This window comes from Acidovorax sp. YS12 (genome assembly GCA_021496925.1).
Taxonomy (GTDB): Bacteria; Pseudomonadota; Gammaproteobacteria; order Burkholderiales; family Burkholderiaceae_C; genus Paenacidovorax.
In genome coordinates, this window is sequence record CP053915.1 from 4,290,933 (window position 1) to 4,307,928 (window position 16,996).

14 protein-coding genes are annotated in these 16,996 nt (G+C 69.5%); 4 read left to right on the plus strand and 10 right to left on the minus strand.

All coding sequences use genetic code 11. The features are described from left to right. Positions 1 to 5 precede the first annotated feature (5 nt). Positions 6 to 284: a LysR family transcriptional regulator gene (locus YS110_19225; protein UJB67521.1), complete on the minus strand. Its 279-nt coding sequence runs from the start codon at positions 282 to 284 to the stop codon at positions 6 to 8. A gap of 195 nt (positions 285 to 479) precedes the next feature. Here YS110_19225 and YS110_19230 point away from each other — a divergent pair, with 195 nt between their 5' ends. The 4 genes from YS110_19230 (at position 480) to YS110_19245 (ending at position 5,738) form a co-directional block, all read left to right on the plus strand. Then, on the plus strand, positions 480 to 2,792 hold the full coding sequence (locus YS110_19230; GenBank protein UJB66745.1) for an NADP-dependent malic enzyme: 2,313 nt from the start codon (positions 480 to 482) through the stop codon (positions 2,790 to 2,792). 227 nt (positions 2,793 to 3,019) lie between these two features. Further along, on the plus strand, positions 3,020 to 4,048 hold the full coding sequence (locus YS110_19235; GenBank protein UJB66746.1) for an ABC transporter substrate-binding protein: 1,029 nt from the start codon (positions 3,020 to 3,022) through the stop codon (positions 4,046 to 4,048). 62 nt (positions 4,049 to 4,110) lie between these two features. Beyond that, on the plus strand, positions 4,111 to 4,947 hold the full coding sequence (locus tag YS110_19240) for an ABC transporter ATP-binding protein (protein ID UJB66747.1): 837 nt from the start codon (positions 4,111 to 4,113) through the stop codon (positions 4,945 to 4,947). Between the two features lie 23 nt (positions 4,948 to 4,970). After that, entirely contained in the window at positions 4,971 to 5,738 is a 768-nt protein-coding gene (locus YS110_19245) for an ABC transporter permease (protein ID UJB66748.1), read from the plus strand. Positions 5,739 to 5,802: 64 nt separating this feature from the next. Here the strand turns inward: YS110_19245 and YS110_19250 are convergent, their stop codons facing one another. From YS110_19250 to YS110_19290, 9 genes are all read right to left on the minus strand, one after another. Then, positions 5,803 to 6,978 (minus strand): MFS transporter, encoded by a 1,176-nt coding sequence (locus YS110_19250; protein ID UJB66749.1) that lies wholly within the window; start codon positions 6,976 to 6,978, stop codon positions 5,803 to 5,805. A gap of 116 nt (positions 6,979 to 7,094) precedes the next feature. Then, complete coding sequence (locus tag YS110_19255) at positions 7,095 to 7,967, minus strand: acetyl-CoA carboxylase carboxyltransferase subunit beta (protein UJB66750.1); 873 nt, start codon at positions 7,965 to 7,967, stop codon at positions 7,095 to 7,097. Positions 7,968 to 8,023: 56 nt separating this feature from the next. Further along, positions 8,024 to 8,833, minus strand: coding sequence for a tryptophan synthase subunit alpha (locus YS110_19260; protein UJB66751.1), 810 nt, complete (start codon positions 8,831 to 8,833; stop codon positions 8,024 to 8,026). After that, on the minus strand, positions 8,830 to 10,101 hold the full coding sequence (gene trpB / locus YS110_19265; GenBank protein ID UJB66752.1) for a tryptophan synthase subunit beta: 1,272 nt from the start codon (positions 10,099 to 10,101) through the stop codon (positions 8,830 to 8,832). Before trpB ends, YS110_19260 begins: the two co-directional genes overlap by 4 nt. Then, on the minus strand, positions 10,079 to 10,837 hold the full coding sequence (locus YS110_19270; protein UJB66753.1) for a phosphoribosylanthranilate isomerase: 759 nt from the start codon (positions 10,835 to 10,837) through the stop codon (positions 10,079 to 10,081). The genes trpB and YS110_19270 overlap by 23 nt, the downstream gene beginning before the upstream one ends. Continuing rightward, entirely contained in the window at positions 10,834 to 11,643 is an 810-nt protein-coding gene (gene truA, locus YS110_19275; protein ID UJB66754.1) for a tRNA pseudouridine(38-40) synthase TruA, read from the minus strand. Before truA ends, YS110_19270 begins: the two co-directional genes overlap by 4 nt. Then, positions 11,643 to 14,291, minus strand: coding sequence for a hypothetical protein (locus YS110_19280; protein UJB66755.1), 2,649 nt, complete (start codon positions 14,289 to 14,291; stop codon positions 11,643 to 11,645). Before YS110_19280 ends, truA begins: the two co-directional genes overlap by 1 nt. A gap of 381 nt (positions 14,292 to 14,672) precedes the next feature. Continuing rightward, a complete protein-coding gene (asd, locus tag YS110_19285; protein ID UJB66756.1) occupies positions 14,673 to 15,785 on the minus strand; it encodes an aspartate-semialdehyde dehydrogenase in 1,113 nt (370 codons plus the stop codon). A gap of 356 nt (positions 15,786 to 16,141) precedes the next feature. Further along, the gene (locus tag YS110_19290; protein UJB66757.1) at positions 16,142 to 16,912 is read right to left on the minus strand and encodes an SDR family oxidoreductase; all 771 of its coding nucleotides are present in this window, start codon (positions 16,910 to 16,912) and stop codon (positions 16,142 to 16,144) included. Between the last annotated feature and the right edge of the window lie 84 nt (positions 16,913 to 16,996).

A 16,996-nucleotide genomic window follows, 5' to 3' on the forward strand; every position in this document is an offset into this window, starting at 1 on the left:
TGCGGCTAGCGCCGTAGCAGGCGGCGCATCTTGGTGAGGATGGGCGCTGCGGCATGGGTGCAGGTGCGTTCGAGTTCGTCGTATTGCGCCAGCAATGCCAGGCCCGCCGGGGTGACCGTGGCGCCGCCCCCTCTGCTGCCGCCAGCGGCGGTTTCGATGAGGGGCGCCGGTACCGCGCGCTGCAGTTCGTTCAGCAGGGACCAGGCGCGTTTGTAGCTCATGCCCAGCAAACGGGCGGCGCCCGAGATCGAGCCTTGTTCGGCCACTGCGCGCAGCAGTTCCATCTTGCCTGGGCCGATCGGTACCACGTCGCCCAGGCGCACGCGCGGGCGGATGATTTCAGGTCGCAAGGGCTTGGTCACGGTGTGCGCTCATGGGTAGGCGGGCGTTGCGGTGCCGATTATGGCGGCGGCTGGCGCGTTCTATGATGGAGGGCTGCCAGCCAGCACGCTGGCAGCCTTATTTTTCTGGACTGTCCCATGAGCAAACCCCTGTCCGCCGCCGAGCAAGCCCTGCGCGAAGCCGCGCTCGAATACCACCGCAGCCCCGTCAAGGGCAAGATCGCCGTCACCCCCACCAAGGCGCTGTCGAACCAGCGCGACCTGTCGCTGGCCTACTCGCCGGGCGTGGCCTATCCGTGCCTGGACATCCAGGCCGATCCGTCCAAGGCCTTCGACTACACCTCGCGCGGCAACCTCGTGGGCGTCATCACCAACGGCACGGCCGTGCTGGGCCTGGGCGACATCGGCCCGCTGGCCGGCAAGCCGGTGATGGAGGGCAAGGGCTGCCTGTTCAAGAAGTTCGCCGGCGTGGACGTGTTCGACATCGAGCTGGACGCGCGCGACCCCGACAAGATCATCGAGATCGTCGCCAGCCTGGAGCCCACGCTGGGCGGCGTCAACCTGGAGGACATCAAGGCGCCGGAGTGCTTCTACATCGAGCGCGAGCTGTCCAAGCGCATGAACATCCCGGTGTTCCACGACGACCAGCACGGCACGGCCATCATCTCCAGCGCCGCGCTGCTCAACGGCCTGGAGCTGGTGGGCAAGGAGATCGGCGCCGTGAAGGTGGCCGTCTCTGGCGCGGGCGCCGCGGCCATCGCCTGCGTGGACGTGATGGTGGGCCTGGGCGTGAAGCGCGAGAACGTCTTCATGGTTGATTCCAAGGGCGTGATCTACGAAGGCCGCCCCGGCGGCTATGACGAGTCCAAGGCGCGCTACGCGCAGAAGACCGAGGCGCGCACCCTGGCCGACGTGGTGTGCGACGCCGACGTGTTCCTCGGCTGCTCGGCCCCCGGCGTGCTCACGGCCGAGATGGTCAAGACCATGGCGGGCAACCCCATCATCCTGGCGCTGGCCAACCCCGAGCCCGAGATCCGCCCCGAGCTGGCCAAGGCCGTGCGGCCCGACTGCATCATCGCCACGGGCCGCTCGGACTACCCGAACCAGGTCAACAACGTTCTCTGTTTCCCGTACATCTTCCGGGGCGCGCTCGACTGCGGCGCGACCAAGATCACCGAGGCCATGAAACTGGCCTGCGTGCGCCAGATCGCCGCGCTGGCCAAGGAGAACATCAGCGAGGAGGTGGCCGCTGCCTACGCCGGCAAGGAACTGTCGTTCGGCCCCGACTACCTGATCCCCACGCCGTTCGACTCGCGCCTGATCCTGAAGATTGCGCCCGCCGTGGCGCAGGCCGCGCTGGAGTCGGGCGTGGCCACGCGCCCCATCACCGACATGGAGGCGTACAAGGAAAGCCTGTCGCGCTACGTGTACCAGACCGGCATGCTGATGCGCCCGGTCATCAACGCCGCCAAGGCCCTGCCCGCGGAGCAAAAGCGCGTGGCCTACGCCGACGGCGAGGACGAGCGCGCGCTGCGCGCGGCGCAGATCGCCATCGACGACGGCATCGCCCGCCCCATCCTGATCGGCCGCCCCGCCGTGATCCAGGCGCGCATCGAAAAGGCCGGCCTGCGCATGCAGCCGGGCCAGGACGTGGAGATCTGCGACCCGTCCGACGACCCGCGCTTCCGCCAGTACTGGGAGCACTACCACCAGCTCATGAAGCGCGATGGCGCCACGCCCGAGGTGGCGAAGGCGGCGGTGCGCCGCTCCAACACCATCATCGCCGCGCTGATGGTCAAGCTCGGCGATGCCGACGCCATGATCTGCGGCCTGGTGGGTACCTACGAGACGCACCTGGAGCGCATCCACAGCATCCTCGGGCGCGAGCCCGGCGTGGCCCAGTACGCCGCGCTGAACGCGCTCATGACCAACCTGGGCACGCTGTTCATCGCCGACACCTACGTGAACGAGAACCCCTCGGCGCAGGAGCTGGCCGACATCGCCTGGGCGGCGGTGCAGGAAGTGCGCCGCTTCGGCATTCCGCCCAAGGTGGCGTTCCTGTCGCACTCCAGCTACGGTTCGTCCAAGCGCGCCTCGGCGCGCAAGATGCGCGAGGCGCGCGACCTGTTCGTGGCGCGCCACCCCGAGATCGAGTGCGACGGCGAGCTGCACGGCGATGCCGCGCTGGAGCCCAGCCTGCGCAACGCCTACCTCACCGACTCGACGCTCACCGGCTCGGCCAACCTGCTGATCTGCCCGAACCTCGATGCGGCGAACATCCTCTACAACGTGCTCAAGACCACCACCAGCGGCGGCGTCACCGTGGGGCCGATCCTCATGGGCGTGGCCGGCACGGCCTACATCCTGACGCCTGCCTCCACCGTGCGCCGGGTGCTCAACATGACGGCCCTGGCGGTGGCCAGCAGCGCCGCGCGGCGCAGCAACGGCTGAACGCCGCGGCCTCCCGTGTGCAAGGCCCCATGCGCCCGTCCAGGGCGCATGGGGCTTTTTCATGCCAAATCGGCCTCAAACGCTTGTCCAGCAAGCGCAAGCAGCTCCTCTATCAATAGCAAATGGCGCACCACCCGGGTGCATCGGGGGCCGTCGCGGGCTGGCATCGTTCTTGCAAAGTGCTTCGCGTCATCCCTTATTTCCTGCCGATCAAGCGGGTACGCGCCATGCACACCAAACGCATCCTCCTGAAAGCCGCCGCTGCAGCAGCCCTGCTGCTGGCAGGCGCCGCCGCCCACGCTGCCACGCCCATCAAGTTCCAGCTCGACTGGCGCTTCGAGGGCCCGGCGGCCTTCTTCCTGCTGCCCACGGCCAAGGGCTATTTCAAGGCCGCAGGCCTCGACGTGACGGTGGATGCGGGCAACGGCTCGGGCGGCGCCGTGCAGCGCGTGGCCTCGGGCACCTACGACATGGGCTTTGCCGACCTGGCCGCGCTCATGGAGTTCCACGCCAACAACCCCGACGCGCCCCACAAGCCCGTGGCCGTGATGATGGTCTACAACAACACGCCGGCGTCCGTGATGGCCTTGAAGAAAAGCGGCATCGCCCAGCCGGCGGACCTGGCGGGCAAGAAGCTGGGCGCACCGGTGTTCGACGCCGGCCGCCGCGCCTTCCCCATCTTCGCCCAGGCCAACAAGGTGGGCAGCGTGCAGTGGACCGCCATGGACCCGCCGCTGCGCGAGACCATGCTGGTGCGCGGCGACGTGGACGCGATCACCGGCTTCACCTTCACCTCGCTGCTCAACCTGGAGGCGCGCGGCGCCAAGGCCAGCGAGGTGGTGGTGCTGCCCTATGCCGACTTCGGCGTGAAGCTCTACGGCAACGTGATCATCGCCAGCCCGAAGCTGGTGAAGGAGAACCCGGGCGCCATCAAGGCCTTCCTGCAGGCCTTCGCCAAGGGCGCGAAGGAGGTGATGGCCAACCCTGCCGCCGCCATTGCCTACGTGAAGGAGCGCGACGGCATCGTCAACACGCAACTGGAGACGCGGCGCCTGCAACTGGCCATCGACACCGTGGTCAACAGCCCGGATGCGCGCGCCGAGGGCTTCGGGCAGGTCGTGCCCGCGCGCCTGTCGCTGATGGCGTCGCAGGTGTCCGACGCCTTCGCCACCAAGACGCGCGTGAACCCCGACGCGGTGTGGAACGGCAGCTTCCTGCCCGACGCGGCGGCGCTGGCGATCCTGCCGAAGAAGTAATTTGCTCTTGTTTCAATAGCTTCTGGCGCTTGCTGCACAAGCGCCAGGGCCTGGTTTTGCCCATGACATCCTCCACCCCGCCCGCTGACGCCCCTTTCGTGGAATTCCGCGATGTCTGGCTCGCGTACAACGACGAACTGCTGCGCGCCAACCATTTCGCGGTCGAGGCCATCGACCTGCAAGTGCCCCGGGGCGCGTTCATCGCCATCGTCGGCCCGTCGGGCTGCGGCAAGTCCACCTTCATGAAGCTCACCACGGGGCTGCGCATGCCCTCCATGGGCAGGATCCTGATCGACGGCCAGCCGGTGACCGGGCCGCTGAAGATCTCGGGCATGGCGTTCCAGGCGCCCTCGCTGCTGCCCTGGCGCACCACGCTGGACAACGTGCTGCTGCCGCTGGAGATCGTGGAGCCGCACCGCAGCCAGTTCAAGGCCCGGCGCAAGGAATACGAAGCCCGCGCGCGCGCCCTGCTGCAGAAGGTGGGCCTGGCCGGCTACGAGGACAAATACCCCTGGCAGCTATCGGGCGGCATGCAGCAGCGCGCGTCCATCTGCCGCGCGCTCATCCACGAGCCCAAGATGCTGCTGCTCGACGAGCCCTTCGGCGCGCTCGACGCCTTCACGCGCGAGGAGCTGTGGTGCATCCTGCGCGACCTGCAGGCCGAGCAGAAATTCAACGTCATCCTGGTCACGCACGACCTGCGCGAGAGCGTGTTCCTGGCCGACACGGTGTACGTGATGAGCAGGAGTCCCGGCCGCTTCGTGGTGCGCCGCGACATCGCGCTGCCGCGCCCGCGCGACCTGGAGCTGACCTACACGCGCGAATTCACCGACATCGTGCACGAGCTGCGCGGTCACATCGGCGCCATGCGCAAGGCCGGCGCCGTGATCAACCAGTAAGCGCAGGCAGAAGGACTTTCCCCATGGACAAGAAATTGGTCGAACGCTGGTCGCCCTGGGTGCTGCTGCTCGCCGTGGTCATCGTCTGGCAGGTGGCGTGCGCGGCGTTCAACGTGTCGGAATTCATCTTCCCCAGCCCCTGGGCCATCGCCACGCAGCTGGCGGAGTTCAAGGGCATCATCGCCGGCCACGCCTGGCGCACCTTCTGGGTGACCATGGCGGGCTTCGGCATCGCCATCGTGGTGGGCGTGCTGCTGGGCTTCGTCATCGGCAGCTCGCGCCTGGCCTATGCCGCCGTGTACCCGCTGATGACGGCGTTCAACGCCTTGCCCAAGGCAGCGTTCGTGCCCATCCTGGTGGTCTGGTTCGGCATCGGCGTGGGGCCGGCCATCCTCACGGCCTTTCTCATCAGCTTCTTCCCCATCATGGTCAACATCGCCACCGGGCTGGCCACGCTGGAGCCCGAGCTGGAAGACGTGCTGCGCGTGCTCGGCGCCAAGCGCTGGGACGTGCTGGTCAAGGTCGGCCTGCCGCGCTCGCTGCCGTACTTCTACGGCTCGCTCAAGGTGGCCATCACCCTGGCCTTCGTGGGCACCACGGTGAGCGAGATGACGGCCGCCAACGAAGGCATCGGCTACCTGCTGGTGTCGGCCGGCTCATCCATGCAGATGGGCCTGGCCTTTGCCGGCCTGATGGTGGTGGGCGCCATGGCCATGGCCTGCTACGAGCTGTTCAGCTGGGTGGAAAAGCGCACCACCGCCTGGGCCCACCGGGGCTCGCAGGGAGAGTGAGTCACACATCCCGCTGTGCGCCGCCCACGGCCCATGAAACCGGGGCAGCCGCTCAGGGGGCACTTCAGACGGCGCGCCGCTGCAGCGCCGCCGAGGCGGCAAACACCGCCAGCCCGCCCAGCGCCAGCGCTACCCCGACCCAGCCGGTGGACGCCCAGCCCCAGCCCCACAGCACGCCCATGCCGCCCAGCCAGGCGCCCAGGGCGTTGGCGGCGTTGAAGGCCGAGTGGTTGAGCGCGGCGGCCAGGGTCTGGGCCTCGCCCGCCACGTCCATCAGGCGCACCTGCAGCGCCGGGCCCAGGGCGCCGAGCGTGCCCACCAGGAAGGTGCCCGCCACGGCCAGCGGCAGCACCGGCACCGTGAGGGCGAACAGCGCCAGCACGGCCGCGCCCCACAGCAGAATGCCGGCGATGGTGGCCATGAGGTGCCGGTCCACGAACTTCGGGCCGATCCAGTTGCCCGCCACCATGCCCAGCCCGAACAGCGCCAGCACGAACGGCAGGCCCTGGGGCGGCAGGTGCGCCACTTCGAGCATCGTCGGCTTGATGTAGCTGAACACCGAGAACAGCCCGCCAAAGCCCACCGCGCCCACGCCCAGCGTGAGCCACACCTGCGGCTGGCGCAGCGCCTGCAGCTCGCGCCACGGGCTGGCCGCCGCCGGGGCGGGTGCGTGGGGCACATGGCGGTGCACCAGCCACACCGTGAGCAGGCCGATGGCGCCCACCAGCGCGAAGGCTGCGCGCCAGCCCAGGGCCTCGCCCATCCAGGCCGACAGCGGCACGCCCACCACCACGGCCACGGTGAGCCCCATCATGATCTGCCCCACGGCGGCGGCGCGCCGCCCGGGCGGCGCCAGGCCCGCCGCCACCAGCGCGGCCACGCCGAAATAGGTGCCGTGCGGCAGCCCAGTGACGAAGCGCAGCAGGTTCAGCGACAGGTAGCCCGGTGCCAGGGCGCTGGCGAAGTTGCCCAGGGCGAAGAACAGCATCAGCGCCATGAGCAGCGCGCGCCGCGGCAGGCGCGCGCCCAGCACCGCCAGCACGGGCGCGCCGACCACCACGCCGAGCGCATAGGCGCTGATGACGTGGCCTGCCGTGGGGATTGGCACGCCCAGGTCCGCCGCCACTTCGGGCAGCAGGCCCATGATGGCGAATTCGCCCGTGCCGATGCCGAAGCCGCCCACGGCAAGCGCCAGAACGGCGGCGGTGGAGGAGGGCGCGCGGGGGCTGTCTGAATGCATGGGAAAAAATAAGGAAAAAACGGCTCCAGCCCTTGCCTGGAAAGCGCGAGGTGCTATCAAAAAAGAAAACCGCCTTGCGGCGGTTGGCGGCGGGGCGCGGGGGCGCTCACACCTTCTCAGGCCACCGCGTCGGCCGGCAGGCGCTGCAGCATGGCCAGGCTGCGGGCGATGGTGTCGCGCAGCTCGCGGCGGTCGCAGATCAGGTCCACGGCGCCCTTGGCCTGCAGGAACTCGGCGCGCTGGAAGCCTTCGGGCAGCGTCACGCGCACCGTGGATTCGATCACGCGCGGGCCGGCGAAGCCGATCAGCGCCTTGGGCTCGGCGATGACGATGTCGCCCACGAAGGCGAAGCCGGCGCTCACGCCGCCCATGGTCGGGTCGGTGAGCACGCTGATGTAGGGCAGGCCCTTCTTGGCCAGGCGCGTGAGCGCGGCGTTGGTCTTGGCCATCTGCATGAGCGAGAACAGGCCCTCCTGCATGCGCGCGCCGCCCGTGGCGGTGAAGCAGATGAAGGGCACCTTCTGCTCGATCGCGGCCTCGACGCCGCGCACGAAGCGCTCGCCCACCACGGAGCCCATGGAGCCGCCCATGAAGTCGAACTCGAAGCAGGCCGCCACGATATTGATGCTCTTCACGGCGCCGCCCATGACGATCAGCGCATCGGTCTCGCCCGTCTGCTCCAGCGCTTCCTTGAGGCGCTCGGGGTACTTGCGGCTGTCCTTGAACTTCAGCGCATCGACGGGGATGACCTCCTGGCCGATCTCGTAGCGGCCCTCGTTGTCGAGGAAGGCGTTGAGCCGCGCGCGCGCGCCGATGCGGTGGTGGTGCGCGCAGTGCGGGCAGACGTTCTGGTTGTGCTCCAGGTCGTTCTTGTAGAGCACGGTCTCGCAGCTCGGGCACTTGATCCACAGGCCCTCGGGCATCTGGCGCCGCTCGGCGGGATCGGTTTGCTGGATTTTGGCGGGCAGGAGTTTTTCGAGCCAGGACATAGCGTTTCCTCTTTCAATCGCCAGCGTGCCCCCTGGGGGGCGCCGGCCGGGCTGCATTATGCGTCGAGCGCCTTGCGCACGCCGCGCAGGAAGTCGATGGTGACGGCGACCACTTTCTCGTGCGGCTGGTCTTCGATCAACTGGATGATGCGGCTGCCGATGACCACGGCATCGGCCACGCGGCCGATGGCCTGGGCCGTGGCCGCGTCGCGGATGCCGAAGCCCACGCCCACGGGAATGTGCACGTGCTTGCGGATGGTGGGCAGCATGGCCTCCACGGCCGCCGTGTCGAGCGCGCCGGAGCCGGTCACGCCCTTGAGCGAGACGTAGTACACGTAGCCGCTGGCCACGCGCGCCACCTGCTGCATGCGCTCCTCGGTGCTCGTGGGGGCGAGCAGGAAGATCAGGTCCATGCCGTGCGCGCGCAGCGCGGCGGCGAAGTCCTCGCATTCCTCGGGCGGGTAGTCCACGACGAGCACGCCATCGACGCCGGCCGCGGCGGCGTCGCGCACGAAGGCGCCGGCGCCGTGGATCTGGTCGTAGCGCTCCACCGGGTTGGCGTAGCCCATCAGCACCACCGGGGTGCCCTGGTTGCGCTGGCGGAACTGGCGCACCATCTCCAGCACCTGGGCCGTGCCGATGCCCAGCGACAGGGCTTTTTCGCCCGCCTTCTGGATCACCGGGCCGTCGGCCATGGGGTCGGAGAAGGGCACGCCGAGTTCGATGACGTCGGCCCCGGCCTCGACCATGCCGTGCATCAGCGCGGGCGTGATGTCGGCGAACGGGAAGCCGGCGGTGACGTAGGGGATCAGGGCCTTGCGGCCTTTTTCCTGCAGTTGGGCAAAGGTGGTGGCGATGCGGCTCATGGCTTGGCTCCGTGGGTGGCGGGCGTGCCCTTGACGGCAAGGCCCCGGGTCGAGGGGCGGTCGTAGAAATCCACGCCCGAGAGGTCGGCCACGGTGCCGATGTCCTTGTCGCCCCGGCCCGAGAGGTTGACCAGGATGGATTGGTCGGGGCGCATTTCCTTGGCCAGCTTCATGGCGTAGGCGAACGCGTGGCTGGATTCGAGCGCGGGGATGATGCCTTCGGTGCGGCACAGGTGGTGGAAGGCCTCGAGCGCCTCGCCGTCGGTGATGCCCACGTACTCGGCGCGGCCGATCTCCTGCAGCCAGGCGTGCTCGGGGCCGACGCCGGGGTAGTCCAGGCCGGCGCTGATGCTGTGCGTTTCGGTGATCTGGCCGTTCTCGTCCTGCAGGATGAAGGTGCGGTTGCCGTGCAGCACGCCGCTGGAGCCGCGCTGCAGGCTGGCCGAATGGCGGCCGGAGTCCAGGCCCTCGCCAGCGGCCTCGACGCCGATCAGGCGCGTGGCCGCGTGGTCGATGTAGGGGTGGAAGATGCCCATGGCGTTGCTGCCGCCGCCCACGCAGGCGACCACGGCGTCCGGCTGGCGGCCGGGGCCGAGGAACTCGGGCATCTGCGCCAGGCATTCCTCGCCGATCACCTTCTGGAAGTCGCGCACCATCATCGGGTAGGGGTGCGGGCCGGCCACGGTGCCGATGATGTAGAAGGTGTTGTCCACGTTGGCCACCCAGTCGCGCATGGCTTCGTTGAGCGCGTCCTTGAGCGTCCTGCTGCCCGACTCCACCGGCACCACGGTGGCGCCCAGCAGCTTCATGCGGTAGACGTTGGGGCTCTGGCGCTTCACGTCCTCGGCGCCCATGTAGACGATGCACTCCAGCCCGTAGCGCGCGCAGATCGTGGCCGTGGCCACGCCGTGCTGGCCGGCGCCGGTCTCGGCGATGATGCGCGGCTTGCCCATGCGCCTGGCGAGCATGGCCTGGCCGATCACGTTGTTGATCTTGTGCGCGCCGGTGTGGTTCAGGTCCTCGCGCTTGAGGTAGATCTGCGCGCCGCCCAGTTCGCGGCTGGTACGGGCCGCGTGGTACACGGGCGAGGGGCGGCCGACGAAGTGCGCCAGCTCCGAGTGGAATTCGGCCTGGAAGTCCGGGTCGTCCTGGTAGCGCGCGTAGGCTTCGCGCAGCTCGGTCAGGGCGTGGGTCAGCGTCTCGCTGGCAAAGCTGCCGCCGTAGGGGCCGAAATGGCCGCGCGCGTCAGGTTGTTGGTACTGGGACATGGGGGTTCTTTGCAAGTTGGGCGTCGGCCGCGCGCACGGCGGCAACGAAGCGGTGGATCTTGTCGGCGTCCTTGACGCCCTTGAGCGGCTGGCCGCCGGGGCCGTCCTGCTCTACGCCGGAGCTGACGTCAACGGCCAGCGTGCGGCAGCGCGGGCGCACTTGCAAGATGCCATCGGTCACGTTTGCAGGCGTGAGTCCACCAGACAAAACGAGGTGACAGTTGACGCTTGGTGGAAGGAGTGACCAATCGAATGCCTTGCCGCCGCCGCCATACCCGTCGACATGCGCGTCGAGCAGGATGGCCTGGGCCTGTGAAAAATCGTGTGCGTATTTTACGAGGTCGAAGCCCGCCGCCCCGGCGCCCAGGGGTATGCGCGCGGCGCGCAGCCAGGGGCGCGCGCCCTGGCCGCTGGCGGCCCAGCAGTCGGCGGGCGATTCATCCCCATGGAATTGGGCGATAGCGCCCGCCACGCAAGCGCTGGCAGCTATGACATTGCTAGCGCTCTCGTTGACGAAGAGCAGCACGGGCGTGACGAACGGGGGCAGGCGCCGCGCCAGTTCCGCGGCCCGCTGCGGCGTGACGGCGCGCGGGCTCCGGGCGTAGAGCACGAAGCCGATGGCGTCGGCACCGGCGGCCACGGCGGCGTCCACGTCCTGCTCGCGCGTCAGGCCGCAGATCTTGATGCGTGTGCGGGAGAAGGGGGGCGTCTGGGTGCTGGGTGCGGGGCTGCTCATGGCAGCCAATCATACGCAGCCGTACGCGTGGGCAGGCCCCAGGCCGGGTCGTACACCGGGCCGAGGAAATACAGGCCGTCCGGCGAGAAGGTGGGCGCGGCGGCGTCGCGCGAGCGCGCGGCCAGGACTTCGGCCATCCAGCCCGCCGGCTTGTGCCCCTGGCCCACGGCGATCAGGCAGCCCATGATGTTGCGCACCATGTGGTGCAGGAAGGCGTTGCCCTCGAACTCGAAGCGCCAGTAGCAGTGCGCGTCTTCACCGCGCCGCGTGATGCCGATGCGGTGCAGTGTCTTGACGGGGGTCTTGGCCTGGCAGGCCGAGGCGCGGAAAGACGTGAAGTCGTGTTCGCCCAGCAGGTGCTGCGCGGCGGCGCGCATGGCGTCGCCGTCGAGCGGGTGGAACACCCAGCCGACGCGGCCGGACTCCACGCTCGGGCGCACGGGCGACTGCAGCAGCACATAGGCGTAGCGCCGCGCCGTGGCGCAGGCGCGCGCGTGGAAGGCGTCGGGCACGGGCTGGGCCCATTGCACCGCGATGTCCGGTGGCAGGAAGGTGTTGGTGCCGCGCACCCAGGAAAACGGCGTGCGCCGCAGGGGCGTGTCGAAATGCACCACCTGCATCAGGCCGTGCACCCCGGCGTCGGTGCGACCGGCGCACAGGGTTGCCACTTCCTGCGTGGCGAAGCGGCCCAGGGCCGCTTCGAGGTGGTCTTGCACGGTCTGGCCCGAGGGCTGGCTTTGCCAGCCGTTGTAGCGCTGCCCGTTGTAGCTGATGCCGAGGGCGATGCGGGCCGTGCCTTCGGGCATCAGCCGAGGTCGGACAGCAGGCGCTGGGCGCGGGCCTTGAGCGGGCCGGTGGCTTCGGCAATCACCTCCTCGATCAGCGTGCGCGCGCCGTCGCTGTCGCCGATGGCGTGGAACTCCTCCGCCAGGGCCAGCTTGGTGCTCAGCGGGTCGCTCTCGTCCAGCGGGGCCGCCGCAGTCGTTTCGCCGGCGGCCGGCGTGCTGCCCAGCGGAGCCGGGGTGCTGGCAAGGTCCAGCGACAGGTCGCCCAGGTCGAATTCCAGCGAGGGTTCGGCGGCGGGCGGCTGCGCCGGGGCGGTCGCGAGCGGTATGGCGGCCGAGTCGAGCAACTGCAGGCCCTCGGTCGGGAAGTCGAGCGAGGCCGTGAGGGCCGCATCTTCGGCACTGGGGAGCTCGGGCAGGATGGGCTCGGGAAGGTCCAGGGCCTCCACCACCGGGGGCTCCAGCAGGTCGGGAACGTTGATGGCGCCCTGATCCAGCTCGGGGAGCGGGGCTGGCGGCTCGGCCATGGGTTCCGGCAGCGCGGCAGCCGTGGCGGCCGCGAAGTTGCCGGGCGCGGCGGGCGGCGCTTCGCCCGGGACGTCGGTCGCCAGATCGAGGTCCAGATCGAGGTCCAGATCCAGGTCGGGCGGCAGGGCAATGGGCGCGGCTGCCGCAGCGGCGGCGGTCACCGGGGTGGTGGCGGGAAAGTCGGTCATCAGCGGCGCGGGGGCGCTGGCCACGTCGGCCTTCATGCCGGGCTGGCCGCCGGGCTGGTAGAGCGGGTTCTCCGGGTCGATGTCGCGGCCCAGGCCAGCCACGCGGTTCCAGTCCGGGCCCTGGCCATTGGTCTGGCGGAAGACTTCGTTGGCCACGGCCTCCAGGGCCTTGCGGTCCTGGCGCTTGGCGTAGATCTCGGCGAGCTTGACCTGAATGGAGGTGCGGTCGGGATTGTGGCGCGCTGCCTCCTTGAGGATTTCCTCGGCCTGCAGGTCGCGGCCGTAGGCCAGGTAGACATCGGCCTCGGCGACGGGGTCCACGTCGCCGCCGGCATCCAGCTGGCTGGGCGAGTAGGCCAGGGAGGAGCCGGTGGTCATCTCGCTGTTGGCGGTGTCCACGCGCTGGCCGCCGCTTTGGCCGAAGAAGGAGTCGGGCTGCAGCTTGCTTTCCATGAAGCTGCTGTCCACGCCCGTGGCGGCCTGGCGGCGGCGCTGCAGGACGCGGTAGCCGCCATAGCCCAGCAGCAGGGCCAGGATGCCGCCGCCGGCCAGCGGAATCAGCGGGTCGTCGAGCAGGCCGTCGATGAAGCTGGGCTCCGGCGCGGGCTCGGGTGCCGGCGCGGGCTGGGGCTTGGGTGCCGGTGCGGGCGGCGGCGCCTCGGCGGAAGCCGCTTCCGTGGCCTGTTGTGCCGGGGCTTCGGCCGCGGCCGAGGCGGCAGGCTGCGCCGGGGCAGGTGTCTCGGCCTGCGATGCCGGGGCTGCCGGTGCCGCGGCGGGAACCTGGATGCCGGCTGCCGATGCGGCCGTGGCCGCCGGTGCGGCGGCGGACGCGCCAGCCGCCGCCGATGCGGCGCCGATCTTGTTCAGCTCGGAAATATTGCGCGACAGCTCGGCCATGCGGGCAGCGTTCTCGCCCGACTGCTTGTCCTGCGCCAGCTTCTCGTCGGTACCCTTCTGCCCCTTGATGGCGCCCTTGGACAGGGTCAGCTTGTCGGGCGCGGCCTGGGCCGGCCGCTTGTCTTCGACCTGGGTCTGGACCTTGCCGCTGGCGCTGCGGCTTTGCGTCGCCACTTCGGCCGAGGGGGCCGATGCGGCGAGCTTGCGGCGGAATTCGTTGAAGTCGCGGCTTTGCGCGGCCACGATCTGGCGCGCCTCCGTGGCGGGCACGGCCTGCGCGGTGGCGGCATCGGGCATGTGCAGCACCACGCCGGACTTCAGGCGGTTGACGTTGCCGCCCACGAAGGCGTCGGGATTGCTGCGCATCATCGCCACGAGCATCTGGTCGAGCGAGACGCCAGAGGGGCGGTGGGCGCCGGCCAGGCGGCCTGCGGTGTCGCCGGGGCGCACGGTCACGTTGTCCGTGGCGGGCTCGGCGGCCGGGCGGGGTGCGGGGCGCGGCGTGGCGGCTGGCGCCATTGCCGGGGCGGGAGCGCTGCGGGGGGCTTGGCTGACGGCCGGCGCCGGGATGATGGCGGCCGGTGCTGCGGGTGCGGGTGCGGGTGCCGCGGCTTGCGCCGGGGCCGTCACGGCGGCGGGCGGCTGGCGCAGCGTCGGCGGATCGAACAGCATGGTGTAGCTGCGCACGATCTGGCCGGAGCCCCAGGAGGCATTGAGCACCAGGTCGACGAAGGGCTCGTTGATGGGCCGGGTGCTGGACAGGCGCAGCACCATGGAGCCGTCGCTGCGGCGCTGCAGCTGCACCTGCACGCCGTTGATGGCGGGCGAGTATTCCATGCCCTGGGCACGGAAGGTTTCGGGCGGCGCAACCTGGGTGCGCAGCGTTTCCGCCTCGGAGGCGGAAATCTGCGGCAGCTCGATCTCTGCGCGCAGCGGTTCACCCAATGCAGACTGCACGGTGATGCGGCCCAGGGCCAGGGCCGAGGCGTCGGCTGCGTAGAGGCCGCCCAGGGCCAAGGCCGCTGCGGCCAAAGCGGAGGATTTCCAACGGTGCATGTTTGCCATCTGCTGTAGGAGTTGTGTGGCGCAATCGGCTGGCGTGATGGACATGAGCGATCTCCTCCTCTGCCGTGGCGCTGAATAAATGTAAAAAAGCACCTTAGCAGCAATGTTTTGCACTGACAAGCTCAGGCATCGCTCTAGCTTTTCCCGGGCTGCTCCGGGGCACAGAAGGGGATGGGTCTTGTTGGCAATGGACAACGACCGGTAACAGGGCGTATCCGCGGCAACCCAGCCTTGTGCGCCTTGGCGGCGTGCAACTCTTGCTGCGGCGGTGCTTTTCTACCGCCTGGCTGCTACCTTAGCAGGGCTGCACGGCAGGGAAGGCGCGAACAATGCGGTTGCCGGGGTGCTTTTCACCCCGGTGCCGCACGGCCGTCAGGCGCCGAGCAGGATGCGCAGCATGCGGCGCAGCGGCTCGGCGGCGCCCCACAGCAGCTGGTCGCCGATCACGAAGGCCGATACGTATTCCGGCCCCATGTTCAGCTTGCGCACGCGGCCCACGCCGACTTCCAGGCCGCCGGTGATGGCGGCGGGCGTCAGCTCCTTCACGGTGAGGGTGCGCTCGTTGGCGACGAACTTCACCCAGGGGTTGCCGCTCTGGATGAGGGCTTCGATCTCGGCCAGGGGCAGGTCCTTCTTGAGCTTGAGCGTCAGCGCCAGGCTGTGGCAGCGCATGGCGCCGATGCGCACGCACAGGCCGTCCACCGGGATGGTGGCCTCGGTGCCCAGGATCTTGTTGACCTCGGCCTGGCCTTTCCATTCTTCCTTGGACTGGCCGTTGTCGAGCTGCGCGTCGATCCAGGGGATCAGGCCGCCCGCGAGGGGCGCGCCGAAGAACTCGGTCGGCACGTCCTCGCGGATGGTCTGGGCCACCTTGCGGTCGATGTCGAGGATGGCGGAGGCGGGCGTGGCCAGTTCGCCGGCCACCGCGGCATGCACCACGCCCATGCCCTTGAGCAGCTCGCGCATGTGGTTGGCGCCGCCGCCCGATGCTGCCTGGTAGGTCATGGAGCTGACCCATTCCACCAGGCCGGCCTTGAACAGCCCGCCCAGGCCCATCAGCAGGATGGAGTTGGTGCAGTTGCCGCCGATCCAGTTCCTGCCGCCAGCGGCCAGCTTGGCCTTGATCAGGCCTTCGTTGACCGGGTCGAGCACGATGACGGCATCGCTTTCCATGCGCAGCGACGACGCGGCGTCGATCCAGTGGCCGTTCCAGCCCGCGGCGCGGATTTGGGGGAAGACTTCCTTGGTGTAGTCGCCGCCCTGGCAGGTGATGATGATGTCGCACTTGGACAGCTCGGCGATGTCGTTGGCATCCTTGAGCTGGGTGTGGACCGTGGCCATGGCGGGCGCCTTGCCGCCGGCGTTGGAGGTGGAGAAGAAGACCGGCTCGATCAGCGCGAAGTCGCCTTCGGCCTGCATGCGGTCCATCAGCACGGAACCGACCATGCCGCGCCAGCCGACCAGACCTACCAATTGCTTGCTCATTTCAATCGCCCTTTCAAGTTAAAAACAGTGCGCACCCGACCGGTGGCTGCTTTTCTTCGCCCCCGGCTCGTCTGGCCAGGGAGGGCGCACGACGATACCGGAGCTGGATCAGCCCTTAATGGTCGTGGTTTTGGTGGTGATTGCGCGCGCAGCCTTGCATGCCGTGGCGGCAGAGGCGGTGTTCAGGGCGAACGGGCGGGCGGCAAACATAGCCGCGCATTGTAGCGGAATGCGTTGCCGCCGCGGCGCCTCATACGGGTTTGCCTTCAACCGTATAACTAGGCGGGAAGCCGCAGACAGTGCTGTAGCACGGCAAGGCGAACCAACGACGTTAGACGGTTGAAGGCAAATCCGTATCAGCCCCTTTGCACCGATACGCCGCCATCCACCAGCATGGCCGTGCCGGTGACGAACGAGGCGGCATCGGACGCCAGGTACAGCGCGGCCCGGGCGATTTCCTCCGGCTTGGCCAGGCGCTTGAGCGCGTGCAGCTGCGCCACCTGGGCCAGGGCTTCGGGCGTGGCGTTCATGGCGTGGGCCATGGGGGTGAGCGTGCCGCCGGGCAGCAGGGCGTTGACGCGCACGCCGTGCGCCCCGAACTCCGTGGCCAAGGCCTGGGTGAGCCCGACCAGCCCGGCCTTGCTGGCCGCGTAGGCCGCCGTGCCTGGGAACGCCGCGGTATGGCCGACGAAGGTGGATGTGAAGATGACCGAGCCGCCGCCGCGCGCGCGCATCGCCGGGATCTGGTGCTTGGCGCCCAGGAAGGCGCTGGTGAGGTTGGTGTCCAGCGTGTCTTGCCAGGCCGCGAGCGGCACGCCGGGCGTGGGCTGCAGCGGCCCCATGGTGCCGGCGTTGTTGAAGGCCACGTCGAGGCCGCCGAAGCGCGCCACGGCCGTGGCCACGAGCGCCTGGGCGTAGGCCTCGTCGCGCACGTCGCCCGCCACGGCGGCGGCACGGCCGCCCTGTTGGGCGATGGCCGCGGCGAGCTGGTCGAGCTCCGCCTGGCGGCGCGCACCGACGACGACGGCCGCGCCCGCCTGGGCGAAAAGCAGGGCGGCGGCGCGCCCGATGCCGGAGCTCGCGCCGGTGACGATGGCGACGCGGTTGTGCAGGGAAAGGGGGGACATCAAGACTCCTTGAAGGGGGTTGAAAGCCCAGGAGTCTCGGGTGCGCGGGCGCGCGTGTCTGGCTGGTTCCGGACCTGTGAAGGG